A 14,831-nucleotide genomic window follows, 5' to 3' on the forward strand; every position below is an offset into this window, starting at 1 on the left:
AGCCGGGTTTGCTCAGTATTGGATAAACAAAAATGAACGTACTTGTGATTGGCGGCGGTGGCCGTGAACATGCGCTGGCTTGGAAGGCCGCCCAGTCTCCTTTAGTTGATAAAGTCTTTGTGGCCCCCGGCAACGCTGGTTCGGCGCTTGAGCCAAAGCTGGAAAATGTTGCAATTAATGTTGAAGATATTGCCGGCCTACTGAGCTTTGCGCAACAGAACCAAGTTGAACTGACCATTGTCGGCCCTGAAGGCCCCTTAGTGATTGGCGTGGTGGATGCTTTTCGCGCTGCGGGTCTAAAGATCTTCGGCCCCACCGAAAAAGCAGCACAGCTTGAAGGCTCTAAATCTTTTACCAAAGATTTTTTAGCCCGTCACAACATCCCAACGGGTTACTACCAAACCTTTACCGAAGTTGAACCTGCCATTGCTTATGTTAAGCAGCAGGGCGCCCCCATCGTGGTAAAAGCCGATGGCTTAGCAGCAGGTAAAGGCGTGATTGTGGCGATGACCGAAGCCGAAGCAATCGCGGCAATCGAAGATATGCTCGCCGATAACGTCTTTGGTGAAGCAGGTTCACGCGTGGTAATTGAAGAGTTCTTAGATGGCGAAGAAGCTAGCTTCATCGTGATGGTGGATGGCAGCAACGTATTAGCCATGGCCACCAGCCAAGATCATAAACGAGTTGGCGACGGTGACAGCGGCTTAAATACCGGCGGCATGGGGGCTTACTCACCCGCACCGGTAGTAACTCCTGAAATTCACCAACGCATTATGGATCAAGTGATCATGCCGACAGTAAAAGGCATGGCTGCTGAAGGCAACGAATACACTGGTTTCTTATATGCTGGTTTGATGATCATGGCTGATGGCATGCCAAAAATCATCGAATATAACTGTCGCTTCGGAGATCCAGAAACCCAACCGATAATGATGCGAATGCAATCTGATATCGTTGAGCTATGTTTAGCCGCCGTTGATCGTAAACTCGATAGTAAAACTGCCGAATTTGACTCTCGTGCAGCCATGGGTGTGGTCCTCGCCGCTGCAGGCTACCCAGGTGATTACCCGAAAGGGGATGTGATTAACCTACCCAGCTTGAGCGAAGAAAGCCTAGACGCCAAAGTATTCCACGCAGGGACTAGCGAAAAAGACGGTCAGCTCCTGACTAGTGGTGGTCGAGTGCTGTGTGCTACCGCCTTAGGCAACAGCGTGACAGAGGCTCAAGCCAATGCCTACGCCTTAGTCAAAAAAGTGTCTTGGAACGGTATGTTCTATCGTCACGACATCGGCTACCGCGCTATCGCCCGAGAAAAAAGCCAAGGCTAAGCCTTAAGCTGAATGCTAATAACATATAAAACCACTAAATGATCGATATTTAGTGGTTTTTTTTGTATTTTTCACATGATGCAAAGCTTAATCTCAATATTACTCAAGCAGTGCTATTATTCACTGTCATCATTGCGAAGAGCGTAACATGGAAAAGCATAATTTATTAGAAGATGGTTTAGCCCTATTAATTGGCAGCCTGATGGTTTCCTTAGGACTATTTTTCTTTAAACAGACTCAATTACTCACTGGTGGTACCGCGGGTTTGGCTCTGTTATCCAGTCAATTTTTTAAGTTAAGCTTTGGTCAAATATTTTTACTCATTAACTTACCCTTTTTTATTTTGGGTTTTGCCAAGATGGGCAAAAGCTTCACTTTTCGCACCGTCGCTTGTGTATTGCTGGTCTCTTTGTTTACCGATTATATGCATCTGGTCCTCAGTGTTTCACATATTGAGAGAAGTTATGCATCACTCTGTGGCGGTTTCTTAATTGGCACTGGTATGTTGATCCTGATCCGCCATAAAGGCAGCTTAGGCGGGGTGAATATTCTAGCCTTATATTTACAACAACGTTTTAATATTCGTGCAGGTCAGGTGCAAATGGGGCTCGATATTATGATTGTTGCTGCCTCTTACTTCCTCGTCCCATTAAGCGTTTTACTATGGTCCATTGTTGGCGCGGTCGCGCTCAATATCGTGATATCATTGAATCACAAAAGTGGACGCTACCAAGGTCTATCTTAATTAAACCAATGACATTTACTTCTGCGTTCATCTCGGTAAAACAAACTCAGCGTTTGTTTGCTTGCTATGATCAATGGCTTACAGATTACCAAGACTATTGGCAATTCAGTCCTTTTGCCCATCACACATTCCCTTGGCCAAAGCCCTCACTCAAACACCGCTTAGAACAACTAAGCCTTGAGCAGCTGACCCAATTTGAACAACAGCCCACGCTGGCTAGAAGCTATTTTGCTGAGTATTTCCCAGAACTAACGCAAAACCAAGAATCATGGCCCTTAACGGTTCCTCAAACGCGCAGTTTAATCAGCCCATTTTGGTTGAGTAACGGTATTAAAGGCCGTAAATTGGAACAAATTGCAGCCTTTTGCCAACAATTACACGGCGAGACAAGACCAGTATTGGAGTGGTGTGCAGGCAAAGGTCACTTGGGGCGCTTCATTAGTTACCATCACCAGCTGCCCGTCACCAGCCTAGAGTGGCAGGCACCGCTCTGTGAAGAGGGGCAACAGTTGGCCCAAAAATTAAACTTAAGCCAACATTTTGAACACTGTGATGTATTAGCTGAGCCTCCCCAAGCCACGCTCAACAAGCAACAACATGTAGTGGCCTTACACGCTTGCGGTGAGTTGCACCTACAGCTACTTCGCTTAGCCAGTCAGCAGCGACCACAACGACTCAGCCTATGCCCCTGCTGCTATCACCTCATTAGCACCCCTTACTATCAGCCGCTCTCCGAGCAGGCTCAACAAAGCTCCCTTCAATTGAGTAAAGCGGACTTACGCTTGGCCGTGGCTCAGTCGGTTACCTCGGGTCAGCGGGTGCAAAACCTACGTCAAACCGAGATCCATTGGCGCTTAAGTTACCAATGTTTACGCGAGCAAGTGACTGGGCAAAGCGACTACCAAGCGTTGCCGTCGGTGGCGAAACACTGGTTTGCTCAAGGGAGTAGCTTTGCCGATTTTGCCCAATGGGCGAGTCAACAACACCAACTGGCGCTGCCAGAGTCCATCGACTGGGCAGATTATTTAAACCTAGGACGAGAGCGCCATCTTCAAGTACGTAAAAGTGAACTGATACAACAACTATTTAGACCCATCTTAGAGCGCTGGCTGATTCTGGACCGTTGCTTATTTTTACAAAAGCATGGCTATCAGCTAAAACTCGTGGAACTTTTCCCCTTTCAAACTAGTCCACGTAATGTACTCATTCAAGCCGAGTTGCCTTAGGGCGCTTCAACCGTAAGGCTCTAATCAATACCTTAAGTACTGTTTATTGGTTTTTAACCCTTGCGATATAGCCTCTGATCTAATAAGCAATAAGGCCTTTTACTGTGATAATTGTTACACTTACCAATATTGGATAGGTATCTATCCTTGACTCATTGATAACTGGAAACTTTATGTTGCTTCGTATCCCGCTATGCTTCACCTTGCTTTGCGTTAGTTCTATGCTGTTTGCCACCGAACAAGAAGAACAATATGAAGAAGCGCTCAATCCCGCACTTATTGAAAACGACACGGCATCGAGTGAACCACAACCAATCCCCGAGCCTAAACCAAACATCCTCCCAGAAACCGAGTCGAAGGGAAAGTCAGTCGAAGCAAACCCTACCGAGCTGGACCTGCAACAAAAGTCAGGCGATGACAAACAAGCTTTGCCGGCCCAACCCGAAAACATTATTCCGATAGTTGTTGGCAACGATCCGCTCTCGAGCAAAACTCAGAAAAATTTAGCCGAGCCGCCCCCAGAGCAAGCGACATGGGGACCGCTTCATTTACTCAATACCGAGCTCTCACCGAACAGCAAAGCCACCCTAGATTGGTTTTCCGGTCACCTGCCTGGTGGCTTCGAAATGGCCACCCCGGTCGTGGTATTGCATGGTAAAGAAGCAGGGCCAACCGTATGTTTAACTGCCGCGATCCATGGTGATGAGGTCAACGGGGTTGAAATTGCCCGCCGAGTCGTACAAAACCTAAAACCAGAAAATCTCAAAGGCAGCATTATCTCGGTTCCAGTGGTCAATATTGACGGACTATGGCGCAAAGATCGCTATATGTCAGACCGACGTGATCTTAACCGCGCCTTTCCTGGTAATGCTAACGGCTCAACCGCCTCTCGCGTCGCTTATAGCTTATTTACCAGCATTATCCGTCACTGTGACAGTGTCATTGATCTGCATTCTGGCTCAATGTTTCGGGAAAATGTGACTCAATTACGGGCCGATATCACTCTAACTTCGGTTGCGGAATTAACCAAACAATTTGGTGCGGTTTCGGTACTACAAAGCATTGCTCCCCCAGGCAGCTTACGTGGCGCAGCAACCGCCGCTGGGATCCCCGCGGTGGTGATGGAAGTGGGAGGTCCTTTCACCGTTGATGTAAAAATGGTTGAAACTGGCGTCAAAGCGCTACGCAGTTATTTAAGTTCCATCGGTATGTTGCCGCGCTCTTTCTTTTGGTCTTCACCACAACCGGTATTTTATGCCTCCGAGTGGCTGCGCTCTCGCCAAGGCGGGATCCTGATAAACAAAGTCAACCTAGGGCAAAAAGTAAACAAGGGGCAACTGTTAGGTGAAATTAGCAACCCGATTAATAATGAAATCGAGAATCTATACGCACCTTTCAATGCCGTCGTTCTTGGCCGTGCTCAGGACCAATTTGTCAGCGCTGGTTACGCTGTGTTTAACCTTGGTGAACGCCGAAGCATAGAAGCTCTTGAACAACAGGGTGAACAAGTGAAGAAAAAAGTTGTCGAGAATAATGCGGAACAGATGGGGCTAACACCCAGCCTAAACCAGAATGATGCCACCCCCCAAGTTACAGATGATGAGGCGACCACGCTGCCACCTAAACCCGAGAGCCCCTCGCGGCCAACACCAACGGGGCATCAAATCCCCGATATGGATGATGTTCCAGAAGATTAGCCAAGCCTTATCAAGGCGAGCAATAGCCAAGAATTCTTTTAAGGAGTAATCACGATGACCCAAGAGGCTTTAATCAAACGCTGCACATGGTGTGGTGACGCCCCAGATTATCAACATTATCACGACCATAGCTGGGGGCGGCCAGTTTATGACTCAAAAGAACTATTTGCTAAGCTCTGTTTAGATGGACAACAAGCCGGTTTGTCATGGATAACCATTCTGCGTAAACAGCAAAACTACTATCAAGCCTTTGCTCAATTCCAACCAGACAAAATCGCTCAATACCAAGACCAAGACTGCGCCCGCTTAATGGAAAACAAAGGGATCGTACGCAATAAGCTTAAGATTAATTCCATTATTAAGAATGCCAGAGCCTATTTAGCGATAGAGGCACAAGGCCAAACTTTTAGCGACTATATTTGGAGCTTTGTAAACGGCAAAACCATTGTAAATCGCTATACCCATATGCAAGACATTCCAGCTGAAAGCCCAGAATCACAAGCAATGTCGAAAGCCTTAAAAAAAGCAGGATTTAATTTTGTTGGACCCACGATTTGTTATGCCTTTATGCAAGCGGTGGGTATGGTGAACGATCACCTGGTGGATTGCCATGTCTATCGAGAGTGTGTCGAGTTAGCCAAACGTTAAGCTGCTTCATACTGGCCAGAAGATGTTATAGCAATCTAATTAATTAGATGAGCAATTTATTACGCAGAATTAATTTACCGATAATCAGCCAGGAAGTGCAGTAGCTAGTGGCTCTAATGACAAGATACATCACGCAGTTAGCGGTGATCTAGGCTAGCAAAAATAAACCAGTAATGGTTAGATTAGTATTCGATGGGCTGCTCATCAGTCATCAATACGGTGAGTCGTAAGTGATTCGACCAAGGGCCTTATTCGCTCGCTGTTGAGCGCATGTGACTGGTTGCAGTCAATCTAAATAGAAGGTGATTTAGGCCACCCTAAACGGGGAAGCTTTCGCCTGATCGGCGATGATCTCTGTGTGACAATTATTGAGTGTTAGTATAACTGAACGAAGTCTTACAAATTAACGAGTTAACTCCGCGAAACGTTGTTCTTCAGTCTTTTTGTTTTGTAAGTAGCTTAATGCCACCAAACCCATTAATTCCATCATAATTTTTCTCTCTTTAGTAAAAGTTTAACTCAGTTGATCAATCAGATTAACGATTCAGTTGCTTAACACTGGCGTCATCGTGTTTTTTGTAACCTAGGTAGCTAAGGGCGACCAATCCAAATAAATCGTACATAATATTTTCCTTTTGCTTGTAAATGACTAGCGATTACGTTGCGCTTGGCTTTGTTGATTATTGTTTGCCTGTGATTGTAATGCGTAAAATAAACCAAATAATTCCATAATATGTTCACCTATTGTTTTGTTTGCTTCAATCTTAAAAGTCGCTAACTATGTAAAGTGTTTTTGTTAGTAACTTTCTCTCTTGGGATTAATATTATGCGACACAGCACACAATTAACATTACGTTTTTTCATTTTAGTCTTACTAAATTTCACTTTAAGTAATTAAATTACCAAAAAATCATTTGAAAGGCTTTCCAAACCACAGCGCAGAGCGAATTTGTGAAAATTGTTAACTATTGTTTGATAAAAAATTTCGCAAGTATTTTCTTAAACCGTTACAAATGAGAAAACTGCGGTATGCTAATCCACTAACCGTCACTGCTATATAAGGGAGAAACGATGCAGGCAATACAAGCGCAATTCCATGGCGACCAACTGAAGCTCAATCAACTGCCAGACCTCGTTGCAAATCAACAACAAGTGCTAATCTCAGTCAAGGCTGCTGGGGTCAACCCAGTAGATACTTATATCGTAGCCGGTAGTAATAACTACACCGCCAACTTCCCACACACGCCTGGAAAAGATGCCGCAGGCGTGATCATTGCCGTGGGTGCTGACGTCACAGGCCTAAGTCTCGGACAACGAGTTTATTGCGCAGGAACACTCAGCGGTGCCAGCGCTGAACAGTGCTTGGCCAGCCCGCAACAGGTTTATCCTCTATCGAATCACTTAAGCTTCGAACAAGGTGCCTGTTTAGGTACACCATATGCTACAGCTTGGCGAGCTCTGTTTATTCGAGCCCATGCTCAAGCCGCAGAAACGGTGTTTATTCACGGCGCGAGCGGAGGCGTCGGACTCGCCGCAATTCAACTCGCCAAAGCTGCGGGTTGTCGGGTTTTTGCCAGCGCTGGCAGCGAAGCCGGTTTGGCACTACTCAAACAACAAGGTGCCGATGTGGTAGTAAACCACCATCAAACGCAACACTACCAACAACTGCAACAAGCCGGTGGGGTGGATGTAATATTAGAGATGCTAGCGAATCAAAACTTAGGCGATGATCTACCGCTACTCAATGCAAGAGGACGCGTGGTTGTGATCGGTAGCCGAGGCAGTGTAGAGATTAATCCTCGAGATCTCATGGCTCGAGATGCTTGTATTATGGGAATGGCCTTAGCGCACGCCGATAGCGCACAGCTAAAACAGATCCATACGGCCCTTTATGCAGGTGCCGAAGCGGGATTTGTTCGCCCTGTGATAGGACAAAGTTTTGCTTTGGCCGAAACCAGCGCCGCTCATCAAGCCGTGATGCAAGCAGGCGCTCACGGCAATATTGTGATCGACACCCAGCAGACTAAGGATACCGTTAGTCACCAGTAACTCGACGACATAAATAGCCCGTCTCTCAATTGGTCCCGCTGCGACCACTCTCGATGCGCAGCGGCTCTAGAAATAAGATAAACCTTGAGGGCTATTTTATAGACTCGAGGCGTGAGGCGAAAAAGTAAGCCTAAGAAATATTGCTTCCCCTACTCCCTCGACAACCAAAATCTGTTGATCCTTGGAATAACATGAGTGATGAAGGATCAACAGCCCAAATCAAGTTCATTCTTTCTTCGCGGCAATTTGTTTATACATCAAACCAGCACAAACCGCCCCAACGAGTGGTGCAAGCCAAAACAACCATAATTGACTTAAGGCAATCCCCCCTTCGATTAAGGCAGGCGCAGTGCTACGAGCCGGATTCACCGAGGTATTACTCACCGGAATAGATATTAAATGGATTAAAGTTAATCCCAAACCAATCGCCAAGGGGGCGCCCCCCACTGGTGCACGCTGATCAGTAGCCCCTAAAATGATGAATAAAAACATAAAGGTCATCACTATTTCACAAATAAAGGTTGCGACTAAACTATAGCCTCCTGGTGAATGCAGGCCGTAACCATTACTCGCCAAACCATGGCTAGCCAAATCATAATCAGCGCTACCACTGGCAATCAAGTACAAAATAATTGCGCCCACAAATCCGCCAAGTAACTGGGCACAAATATAAGGGAATACATCAAACTTAGAAAAACGCCCTGCCACCATTAAACCGATGGTGACCGCAGGATTAAGGTGACAACCAGAGATATGCCCAATGGCATAAGCCATGGTGAGAACGCTCAGACCAAAGGCTAGTGATACCCCAACCAAGCCAATCCCTACCTCAGGAAAAGTCGCCGCTAATACAGCACTACCACAGCCCCCTAAAACCAACCAAAAAGTACCAATCCCTTCTGCAACTAAACGATTGAATAACGGCATGTTTGCTCTCCTTTTCAAACATAGGCTTCACAGTAGCAACTTGCCACTGTCGCCTAAATATAGGCCACTCCTGCCAAGCCTACCGAGTTTTTACTCCCTTGCCCGTTCAGTTCGATACAGTTTCTCGCTTAACAGATACAAGACGAGAGAAATCGAGAGAAATCGAAATAAATACAAAGAACTAAAAAACACAATAGTAAAGACAAATATAAAAAATATAGCTACCATTGCCACACTTTAATCCGAAAATAATTCATTAATAGGACGTTCATGTTTAGAACTTATATTTTAGCGGTTTACATCACCATACTCACTATTCCTACTGTCTATGCGAGTGAATTTAACTTTGAACTGAATGATGATGCCTTCAGAGCTGGTTTTACCAGCGCGATAGGGCCTGCAGCTGAGGTGTCGGCAAACTATATGTACTCTCGACCTGAAGGCGATTTAGCAGAGCTAGGGATCAAGGCAACCCACCAGCAGGACAATCATAAATTTGCAATTGGCACTAAGTTCAACACATTGTGGGCAAATCATCACGCGAACGCGCATGCCGTAACCATTGGAGGAAACTACGCCATTCTCATTGCCCCAGATTTAACAATTTCAGGAAGTGCTTACTACGCACCTTCGGTGTTAGCCAGTCATGAATTAAGTCGTTACTACAACTTAGATGCAAGAGTGGCTTATTCGCTGATGCCCCATGCTAACGTGTACTTAGGTTACCGTAGCATTCAGTTTCACTATCGTTCTGCAAACGATTTAAGCTTTAATAAAGGTTTCTATATCGGCGCAGTAATTAAGTTCTAGTCCTCAGAGGCCTGTTATGTTCAGCTCTGAGATGAAAAACAGGCCAAGTGCGACGCCATTCCTGATGTTTCTTGATTCACCATCTAGTCCGTATCTATCTAGCCACAGCGCCTAGCTCTTTTCAGCGTCGACAGTGAAGCAGAGCCCCCAAAAACAAATGCCATAGCTTTAAAATTCAATCAAAAGCTTCTAGAAGGGATAATAAAATCAAAAAAGCGTTATAAATTGAAATAAATAACCCTAAATTAACTTTATTAAACCATAACTCGCAAACACTCACTCAGCAGATCTCCTTATACTTTGTTCATCACTCTCCACTTGAGAATTTTAAATGAAATTACCATTTGCCATATTTCGATTAATTAGCCGTCAGCGCACTCTCTTGCCTCGCGCTGGCGGTCCGTTGGGCTAAATTCATTCAATTCAACTGTAGAGATAAATCATGTCCACTTTTAATTATAAAAAATACCAAGCCTTTCAGAAGGTTCACTTACCTAATCGACAATGGCCCAATAACAGTATCAGTCAAGCACCACAGTGGTGTAGTGTGGATCTTCGCGATGGCAATCAGGCCTTGATTGAACCGATGTCGGTGGAACAGAAAAAAACCTTGTTTGCGCTTCTGGTGAAGCTCGGCTTTAAACAGATCGAGGTTGGTTTTCCTGCCGCATCAACCACCGACTACGATTTTGTGCGATGGTTAATCGAGACCAATCAGATCCCGGAAGATGTCTCCATTCAAGTATTAACTCAGGCCCGTTCGGGCTTAATCGAGCGCACATTTGAAGCACTAGCCGGAGCGAAAAACGCGATTGTGCACCTCTATAATTCAACCTCGAGAACACAGCGCGAGAAGGTATTCAAACTGGATAAAGCGGGTATCATTAACATAGCCGTCACTGGTGCAAAAGAACTACAGCGGCAGGCCGAATGTTACCCAGAGACTAATTGGCAATTTCAATATTCACCAGAAAGCTTTACTGGAACCGAACTCGATTTCTCGGTGGAAATTTGTAATGCGGTGGTTGCCCAGTGGCGTCCTTACACCAACAATAAAATAATCATTAATATTCCAGCCACAGTTGAAATGTCGATGCCTAATGTTTACGCCGATCAAATAGAATGGTTTATCCAGCACATCGACCATCGCCAAGATCTCGTGATTAGCCAGCATACCCACAATGACCGCGGCTGTGGGATCGCCGCAGCTGAATTGGGGCAACTTGCCGGAGCCGACCGAGTGGAGGGCACCTTACTCGGCAATGGCGAGCGCACCGGAAATATGGATATCGTGACGATGGCAATGAACCTATACAGTCAAGGGATAAATCCGGAGTTGGACTTGGCCAATATCGATGAAATAGTACAAGTGGTCAAACACTGTACCCAGTTGCCAGTACATCCGCGTCATCCCTATGTTGGTGAATTGGTATTTACCGCTTTCTCTGGCAGCCATCAAGATGCCATTAAGAAATGTTTAGAACAGCAGCAAACTGGCGCGCCTTGGGATGTGGCCTATTTACCGATCGATCCTAGTGACTTAGGTAGAGATTATCAGGAAGTGATCCGTATCAATAGCCAATCAGGCAAAGGCGGGATCGCCTATATCCTTGAGCGAGACTACGGCATTCAACTGCCTCGTTGGGCGCTCATTGAGTTTAGTGCAGTGGTACAACAAGACGCCGAGAAAACGGGTGAAGAAATCACCCCAGAAAAAATATGGCAGCTATTCCAGCAGACTTATTTAAAGCAAAGCCATGCCTATCAACTTGGCCACTACCAAATCAGCTACCAACAGCAAGAACATTTACAGGTTGTATTACAACGGGATGAGCAAACCTGCAGGATTGAAGCCAATGGCAATGGCGCACTGGCCGCCTTTGTCAACGGACTACAGCAGGAATTTGGCTTCACTATCGAGGTTCTCGACTACACTGAACATGCCTTAAGTAGAGGAGCTGAAGCGGAAGCGGTATGTTACATTCAAACTAAGATCGCGAATAAACGCTATCTTGGGGTCGCCATCGATAAAGACATTCTCACCGCAAGCTTAAAAGCGATGTTATGTGCCTTAAATCAAGAGCTGAGCATATCCGCTCAGCTGGAAATGGTCTAGTTAGCTGCGCCATCTGATGTACGCTCAGCCATAAGACTTAATGGTGATGCCCACCCGCACCGTGGGCATGACCATGCGCCAATTCTTCAGCGCTTGCTGGACGAGCCTCAATTAATTTGATAGCAAAGTCGAGATGTTTACCCGCGTAGGGATGGTTGGTATCAACGGTCGCCATAAACTTCCCAACCTTAACCACGGTTACCTGACGAGGGCCTTGCTCAGTTTCCAAGAGCGCAGCCATCCCAGCTTTCCAATGCTTAGCGCCTTGCAAGTGTTTTACCGACACGCGCTGCTCTGCATTTTCATCACGCACACCGTAGCCATCTTCAGGCGCCAAACTTAGCTTGATTTCTGCGCCAGCTTCTAGGCCTTCTAAGGCCTGTTCAATCGCAGGAATCATCGAATTATGGCCGTGCAGGTAAGCGACCGCATCTTGGTCGGTCGCTTCCAATAACGCGCCGTCGGTTTCATGCAGAGTATATTCAAAACGCACCACACTATCTTTTACAACTTTCATGGTCTTCTCTCAAGATGGAAATGTTGCGCTACTACAGCAGAATCGGCGGAGTTTGCCAAGTATTATAGTTATCTTAGGGAAAATGGAAGTAAACAATAGCGAAACGTATTTGTGTACAGCTCAACAAATTAATGTATAACTATTGACCAGCATTCACCGATCAGCCAGTATATTCATAGGAAGCCTATACAATGTCGTAAATCAACAAGGAGGTTACTACCGAGAGAAGTTGATTGTGAGTATAGATAGCAGCATAAACACCCCAGACGATTACAAATTTCAGTGCTCTACATCTAACGAGTTAGCTGAAGCCCTATTTTCTCTACATTCCCTCCCTAGCCAAGCGAATATCGATGAATTGGCTCAACTGAGTTTACAAGTCAAACAATTAAGCCCAGTAAAGCAGCTCAAGCGACTGCATCATGCAGCAGAGCAACAACAACTATTTAAGTGCTTCACTGCTAGTCCTTGGTTTTTTCAAGAAGGTGCCGACTATTTATATCGCCCAGAGCTATTGCTGAATGCGCCACTGACTCAAGTAATTTTGTTGCTTAAAGAAACCTTAGGTCATCGCCATTGGCACAACTTATTACAAATGGCACATCCTCATTATGTTCCGCAGTTACTGGCACGCTTACGTCAATTTGCCACGGATTGTTCTAGGGATTGACACACAAATGTAGCTAAGCCATCAAACCCTCCCAAGTGTGGTAACAAGGTGATGTTTAAGCCCGCATGACTTGCTTCAGCTTGCTGAATAATTCTTGGTAAATCATTCACCACATGCGTACCCGCAGCCAAAAAATGAGGATATAAGGTAATGTTAACAATACCGGCAGCGACACACATATTGATCTGCTGACTAATTGATGGTTCGACTAATTCTAAAAATGCCGCATGAGTTTGCTGATAGCTAGGCAGCTGCCCTGCCATTTGAGCCGCTAAGTCAATCACTTCTTGATTCGATTGCTGACGGCGGCTGCCATGAGCGACAACTAATAACGCTTTCATATACTTCCTTAATTTAGAATTCAACGATGGCAAAGATTCATCACCGCCAGAAAGAGATACCCAATAATACCAATCTGATTCACTATATGAACAACTTATTGCGTAGAATAAATCTGCCGATAACGAGGCATCGAATGCAGTAACTAGTGGCTCTAATTACAAAATACATGACGCAATTAGCGGTGATTTAGGCCAGCAAAAATCAACAGATAATGACTTAGATTGATATAAGCCTTCACTGAAATAAACAGAAATGCCAATGCAGCTAAGACAGCTAAGACAGCATGACTATATTGGAAAAGGTCGTGGAGAGGAAAGTCTAAAGGAGAGCGGTGAGAAAAGAAACACTAGCCCTTAAAGGGCTAGAGCTAGGGGTTAAACTTTCGAGAACCATAATCAGCACTTAAAGCTTTATGGAGCGCTATTGGCTTAGCGGCCTAAGCTAGATACCGCTCGTCGTGACGAAAATGTTTTTATCTCGAACAAAAATCAAGCACGAAAGCTCAACATGCCCTAGTGTCAAAGCGCTATTATTTAACAGCTTCTTTTAAAGCTTTACCAGCGACGAACGCAGGTACATTAGCAGCAGCAATTTGGATCTCAGCACCAGTCTGAGGATTACGACCGGTACGTGCTGCACGGTGGTTAACTTTGAATGTACCAAAGCCGATTAGCTGAACTTGATCGCCTTCTTTAAGTGCGTCGGTCACAGCACCTAAAGTTGATTCCAAAGCCAATTTAGCTTGAGCTTTTGATAGGTCAGCTTTTTCTGCAATCGCATCAATGAGTTCAGTTTTATTCATAATATCTAAATCCTTTACGTTCGTTTAAATAATCCAGCTTCACTTTAAGAGAAAAAAAAACCCTGCGCAAAGAATTTTTCCACTTTCACGCCTTATTTGACGGGGCTTTAACCAATTTATGCGTAAATAGTCACAAAATCATCCATAATCTTGGCGACGACACCATTTAATTGTCTTCTAAACAGATCCCCAGATTACTCACACCTTGGTTCAACGCGAAGGTTTTCAAAATTTCTACCCCCGATTTCCCTTTCTCTAAATGGTCGATCATATCCAGTAAATCAGTTTGAAATTCTAGCTCTTGTTGGACTAAGTCTTGCCGCAGCATCGCATCTTCATCGAGTTCCCCCAACTGCAATTCTAAGAGGCTCAAAACACTCGCTAAGGAAGTCTGACTAGCTTGTTCTGCTTCCTGGCCTGTCGGCTCAAGTAAACAACTCAATAAGCATTCAACCACCACACAACAATCTAACGCTGGATATACTCCATACATGTCAAACAATTGAGGATCTGGGATCAGCGTTTCGAAGCGCTCTCGCTGAACCGAAAAGTTAATTTTAGTTTGCGGGTGCAAAGCACTTTCCCAAAATAACGCCAGTAAACGACGAAAATCAGCCTCATGAACTTGTTCTGTCGCCTGACAAAACAATAAATAATTAGGCGACATTCGCTGAAGTAGGGCCAAACAATATAAGGATTGCTGCTTAGTCGATAACTTCGCTAAGCGGTCGAGATCACAAGGGGTTAGCATTATTTGCTCCACACTAAGTAAAACGATTAAGGTCATCAAATGCTGATTAGCTTACCATCAACCGCCCTGGTTCACTAAATTTTGAGCCCCCGGTGAGGCTGGATAATACAGATGACAATAAGAAAATATGAGCTGAAAATCATCCGCAGAGGAATTGACCTAGCCACTTCTGAAAGCGTAATTTTTTGCGATGTGCCCCTTAT

The 14,831-nt window shown here is 45.2% G+C and carries 14 protein-coding genes; 9 read left to right on the forward strand and 5 right to left on the reverse strand.

What is annotated here, in order from left to right; genetic code table 11:
- Nucleotides 1–32 precede the first annotated feature (32 nt).
- The 6 genes from purD to ACRRSW_RS19845 all read left to right on the forward strand — a co-directional run bounded on the left by purD (nt 33) and on the right by ACRRSW_RS19845 (nt 7,693).
- Complete coding sequence (gene purD / locus ACRRSW_RS19820) at nt 33–1,328, forward strand: phosphoribosylamine--glycine ligase (protein ID WP_432460241.1); 1,296 nt, start codon at nt 33–35, stop codon at nt 1,326–1,328.
- Nucleotides 1,329–1,476: 148 nt separating this feature from the next.
- The gene (locus tag ACRRSW_RS19825) at nt 1,477–2,073 is read left to right on the forward strand and encodes a YitT family protein (protein WP_432455836.1); all 597 of its coding nucleotides are present in this window, start codon (nt 1,477–1,479) and stop codon (nt 2,071–2,073) included.
- 8 nt (nt 2,074–2,081) lie between these two features.
- Complete coding sequence (locus ACRRSW_RS19830) at nt 2,082–3,299, forward strand: class I SAM-dependent methyltransferase (RefSeq protein ID WP_432460242.1); 1,218 nt, start codon at nt 2,082–2,084, stop codon at nt 3,297–3,299.
- 173 nt (nt 3,300–3,472) lie between these two features.
- On the forward strand, nt 3,473–4,996 hold the full coding sequence (locus tag ACRRSW_RS19835; RefSeq protein WP_432455834.1) for a succinylglutamate desuccinylase/aspartoacylase family protein: 1,524 nt from the start codon (nt 3,473–3,475) through the stop codon (nt 4,994–4,996).
- Nucleotides 4,997–5,050: 54 nt separating this feature from the next.
- Nucleotides 5,051–5,644, forward strand: coding sequence for a DNA-3-methyladenine glycosylase I (locus ACRRSW_RS19840; RefSeq protein ID WP_432455833.1), 594 nt, complete (start codon nt 5,051–5,053; stop codon nt 5,642–5,644).
- A gap of 1,071 nt (nt 5,645–6,715) precedes the next feature.
- Nucleotides 6,716–7,693 carry an NADPH:quinone reductase gene (locus ACRRSW_RS19845; RefSeq protein WP_432460243.1) on the forward strand — a complete coding sequence of 326 codons (978 nt, stop codon included), beginning with the start codon at nt 6,716–6,718 and terminating at the stop codon, nt 7,691–7,693.
- Nucleotides 7,694–7,918: 225 nt separating this feature from the next.
- On the opposite strand, the gene aqpZ is transcribed toward ACRRSW_RS19845, so the two are convergent.
- The gene (gene aqpZ / locus ACRRSW_RS19850) at nt 7,919–8,620 is read right to left on the reverse strand and encodes an aquaporin Z (RefSeq protein ID WP_432455831.1); all 702 of its coding nucleotides are present in this window, start codon (nt 8,618–8,620) and stop codon (nt 7,919–7,921) included.
- A 270-nt stretch (nt 8,621–8,890) separates the two neighbouring features.
- Here aqpZ and ACRRSW_RS19855 point away from each other — a divergent pair, with 270 nt between their 5' ends.
- Nucleotides 8,891–9,430, forward strand: a complete 540-nt coding sequence (locus ACRRSW_RS19855) for a YfaZ family outer membrane protein (protein ID WP_432460244.1) — start codon at nt 8,891–8,893, stop codon at nt 9,428–9,430.
- A gap of 442 nt (nt 9,431–9,872) precedes the next feature.
- Nucleotides 9,873–11,546: a 2-isopropylmalate synthase gene (gene leuA / locus ACRRSW_RS19860; protein ID WP_432460245.1), complete on the forward strand. Its 1,674-nt coding sequence runs from the start codon at nt 9,873–9,875 to the stop codon at nt 11,544–11,546.
- A 37-nt stretch (nt 11,547–11,583) separates the two neighbouring features.
- Here leuA and ACRRSW_RS19865 read toward each other — a convergent pair whose 3' ends face one another.
- On the reverse strand, nt 11,584–12,063 hold the full coding sequence (locus ACRRSW_RS19865) for an FKBP-type peptidyl-prolyl cis-trans isomerase (RefSeq protein WP_432455828.1): 480 nt from the start codon (nt 12,061–12,063) through the stop codon (nt 11,584–11,586).
- Nucleotides 12,064–12,298: 235 nt separating this feature from the next.
- Between ACRRSW_RS19865 and ACRRSW_RS19870 the strand changes: the two genes are divergently transcribed.
- On the forward strand, nt 12,299–12,733 hold the full coding sequence (locus ACRRSW_RS19870; protein WP_432455827.1) for a hypothetical protein: 435 nt from the start codon (nt 12,299–12,301) through the stop codon (nt 12,731–12,733).
- On the opposite strand, the gene ACRRSW_RS19875 is transcribed toward ACRRSW_RS19870, so the two are convergent.
- From ACRRSW_RS19875 to ACRRSW_RS19885, 3 genes are all read right to left on the reverse strand, one after another.
- Nucleotides 12,703–13,074: a sirohydrochlorin chelatase gene (locus ACRRSW_RS19875; RefSeq protein ID WP_432460246.1), complete on the reverse strand. Its 372-nt coding sequence runs from the start codon at nt 13,072–13,074 to the stop codon at nt 12,703–12,705. The genes ACRRSW_RS19870 and ACRRSW_RS19875 overlap by 31 nt on opposite strands.
- A gap of 530 nt (nt 13,075–13,604) precedes the next feature.
- Nucleotides 13,605–13,877 carry a nucleoid-associated protein HU-alpha gene (gene hupA / locus ACRRSW_RS19880; protein WP_432455825.1) on the reverse strand — a complete coding sequence of 91 codons (273 nt, stop codon included), beginning with the start codon at nt 13,875–13,877 and terminating at the stop codon, nt 13,605–13,607.
- A gap of 166 nt (nt 13,878–14,043) precedes the next feature.
- Nucleotides 14,044–14,628: a YjaG family protein gene (locus ACRRSW_RS19885; protein ID WP_432460247.1), complete on the reverse strand. Its 585-nt coding sequence runs from the start codon at nt 14,626–14,628 to the stop codon at nt 14,044–14,046.
- Nucleotides 14,629–14,831: the final 203 nt, after the last annotated feature.

It is taken from the genome of Agarivorans sp. QJM3NY_25 (assembly GCF_050870875.2).
Taxonomy (GTDB): domain Bacteria; phylum Pseudomonadota; class Gammaproteobacteria; order Enterobacterales; family Celerinatantimonadaceae; genus Agarivorans.

Excerpts from the sequence above, each read along its gene's own strand:
- purD (WP_432460241.1), top strand. The coding sequence starts at position 33 with ATGAACGTACTTGTGATTGGCGGCGGTGGCCGTGAACATGCGCTGGCT.
- ACRRSW_RS19875 (WP_432460246.1), bottom strand. The coding sequence starts at position 13,074 with ATGAAAGCGTTATTAGTTGTCGCTCATGGCAGCCGCCGTCAGCAATCG.
- ACRRSW_RS19855 (WP_432460244.1), top strand. The coding sequence starts at position 8,891 with ATGTTTAGAACTTATATTTTAGCGGTTTACATCACCATACTCACTATT.
- hupA (WP_432455825.1), bottom strand. The coding sequence starts at position 13,877 with ATGAATAAAACTGAACTCATTGATGCGATTGCAGAAAAAGCTGACCTA.
- ACRRSW_RS19885 (WP_432460247.1), bottom strand. The coding sequence starts at position 14,628 with ATGCTAACCCCTTGTGATCTCGACCGCTTAGCGAAGTTATCGACTAAG.
- ACRRSW_RS19835 (WP_432455834.1), top strand. The coding sequence starts at position 3,473 with ATGTTGCTTCGTATCCCGCTATGCTTCACCTTGCTTTGCGTTAGTTCT.
- leuA (WP_432460245.1), top strand. The coding sequence starts at position 9,873 with ATGTCCACTTTTAATTATAAAAAATACCAAGCCTTTCAGAAGGTTCAC.
- ACRRSW_RS19825 (WP_432455836.1), top strand. The coding sequence starts at position 1,477 with ATGGAAAAGCATAATTTATTAGAAGATGGTTTAGCCCTATTAATTGGC.
- aqpZ (WP_432455831.1), bottom strand. The coding sequence starts at position 8,620 with ATGCCGTTATTCAATCGTTTAGTTGCAGAAGGGATTGGTACTTTTTGG.
- ACRRSW_RS19865 (WP_432455828.1), bottom strand. The coding sequence starts at position 12,063 with ATGAAAGTTGTAAAAGATAGTGTGGTGCGTTTTGAATATACTCTGCAT.
- ACRRSW_RS19830 (WP_432460242.1), top strand. The coding sequence starts at position 2,082 with ATGACATTTACTTCTGCGTTCATCTCGGTAAAACAAACTCAGCGTTTG.
- ACRRSW_RS19845 (WP_432460243.1), top strand. The coding sequence starts at position 6,716 with ATGCAGGCAATACAAGCGCAATTCCATGGCGACCAACTGAAGCTCAAT.
- ACRRSW_RS19840 (WP_432455833.1), top strand. The coding sequence starts at position 5,051 with ATGACCCAAGAGGCTTTAATCAAACGCTGCACATGGTGTGGTGACGCC.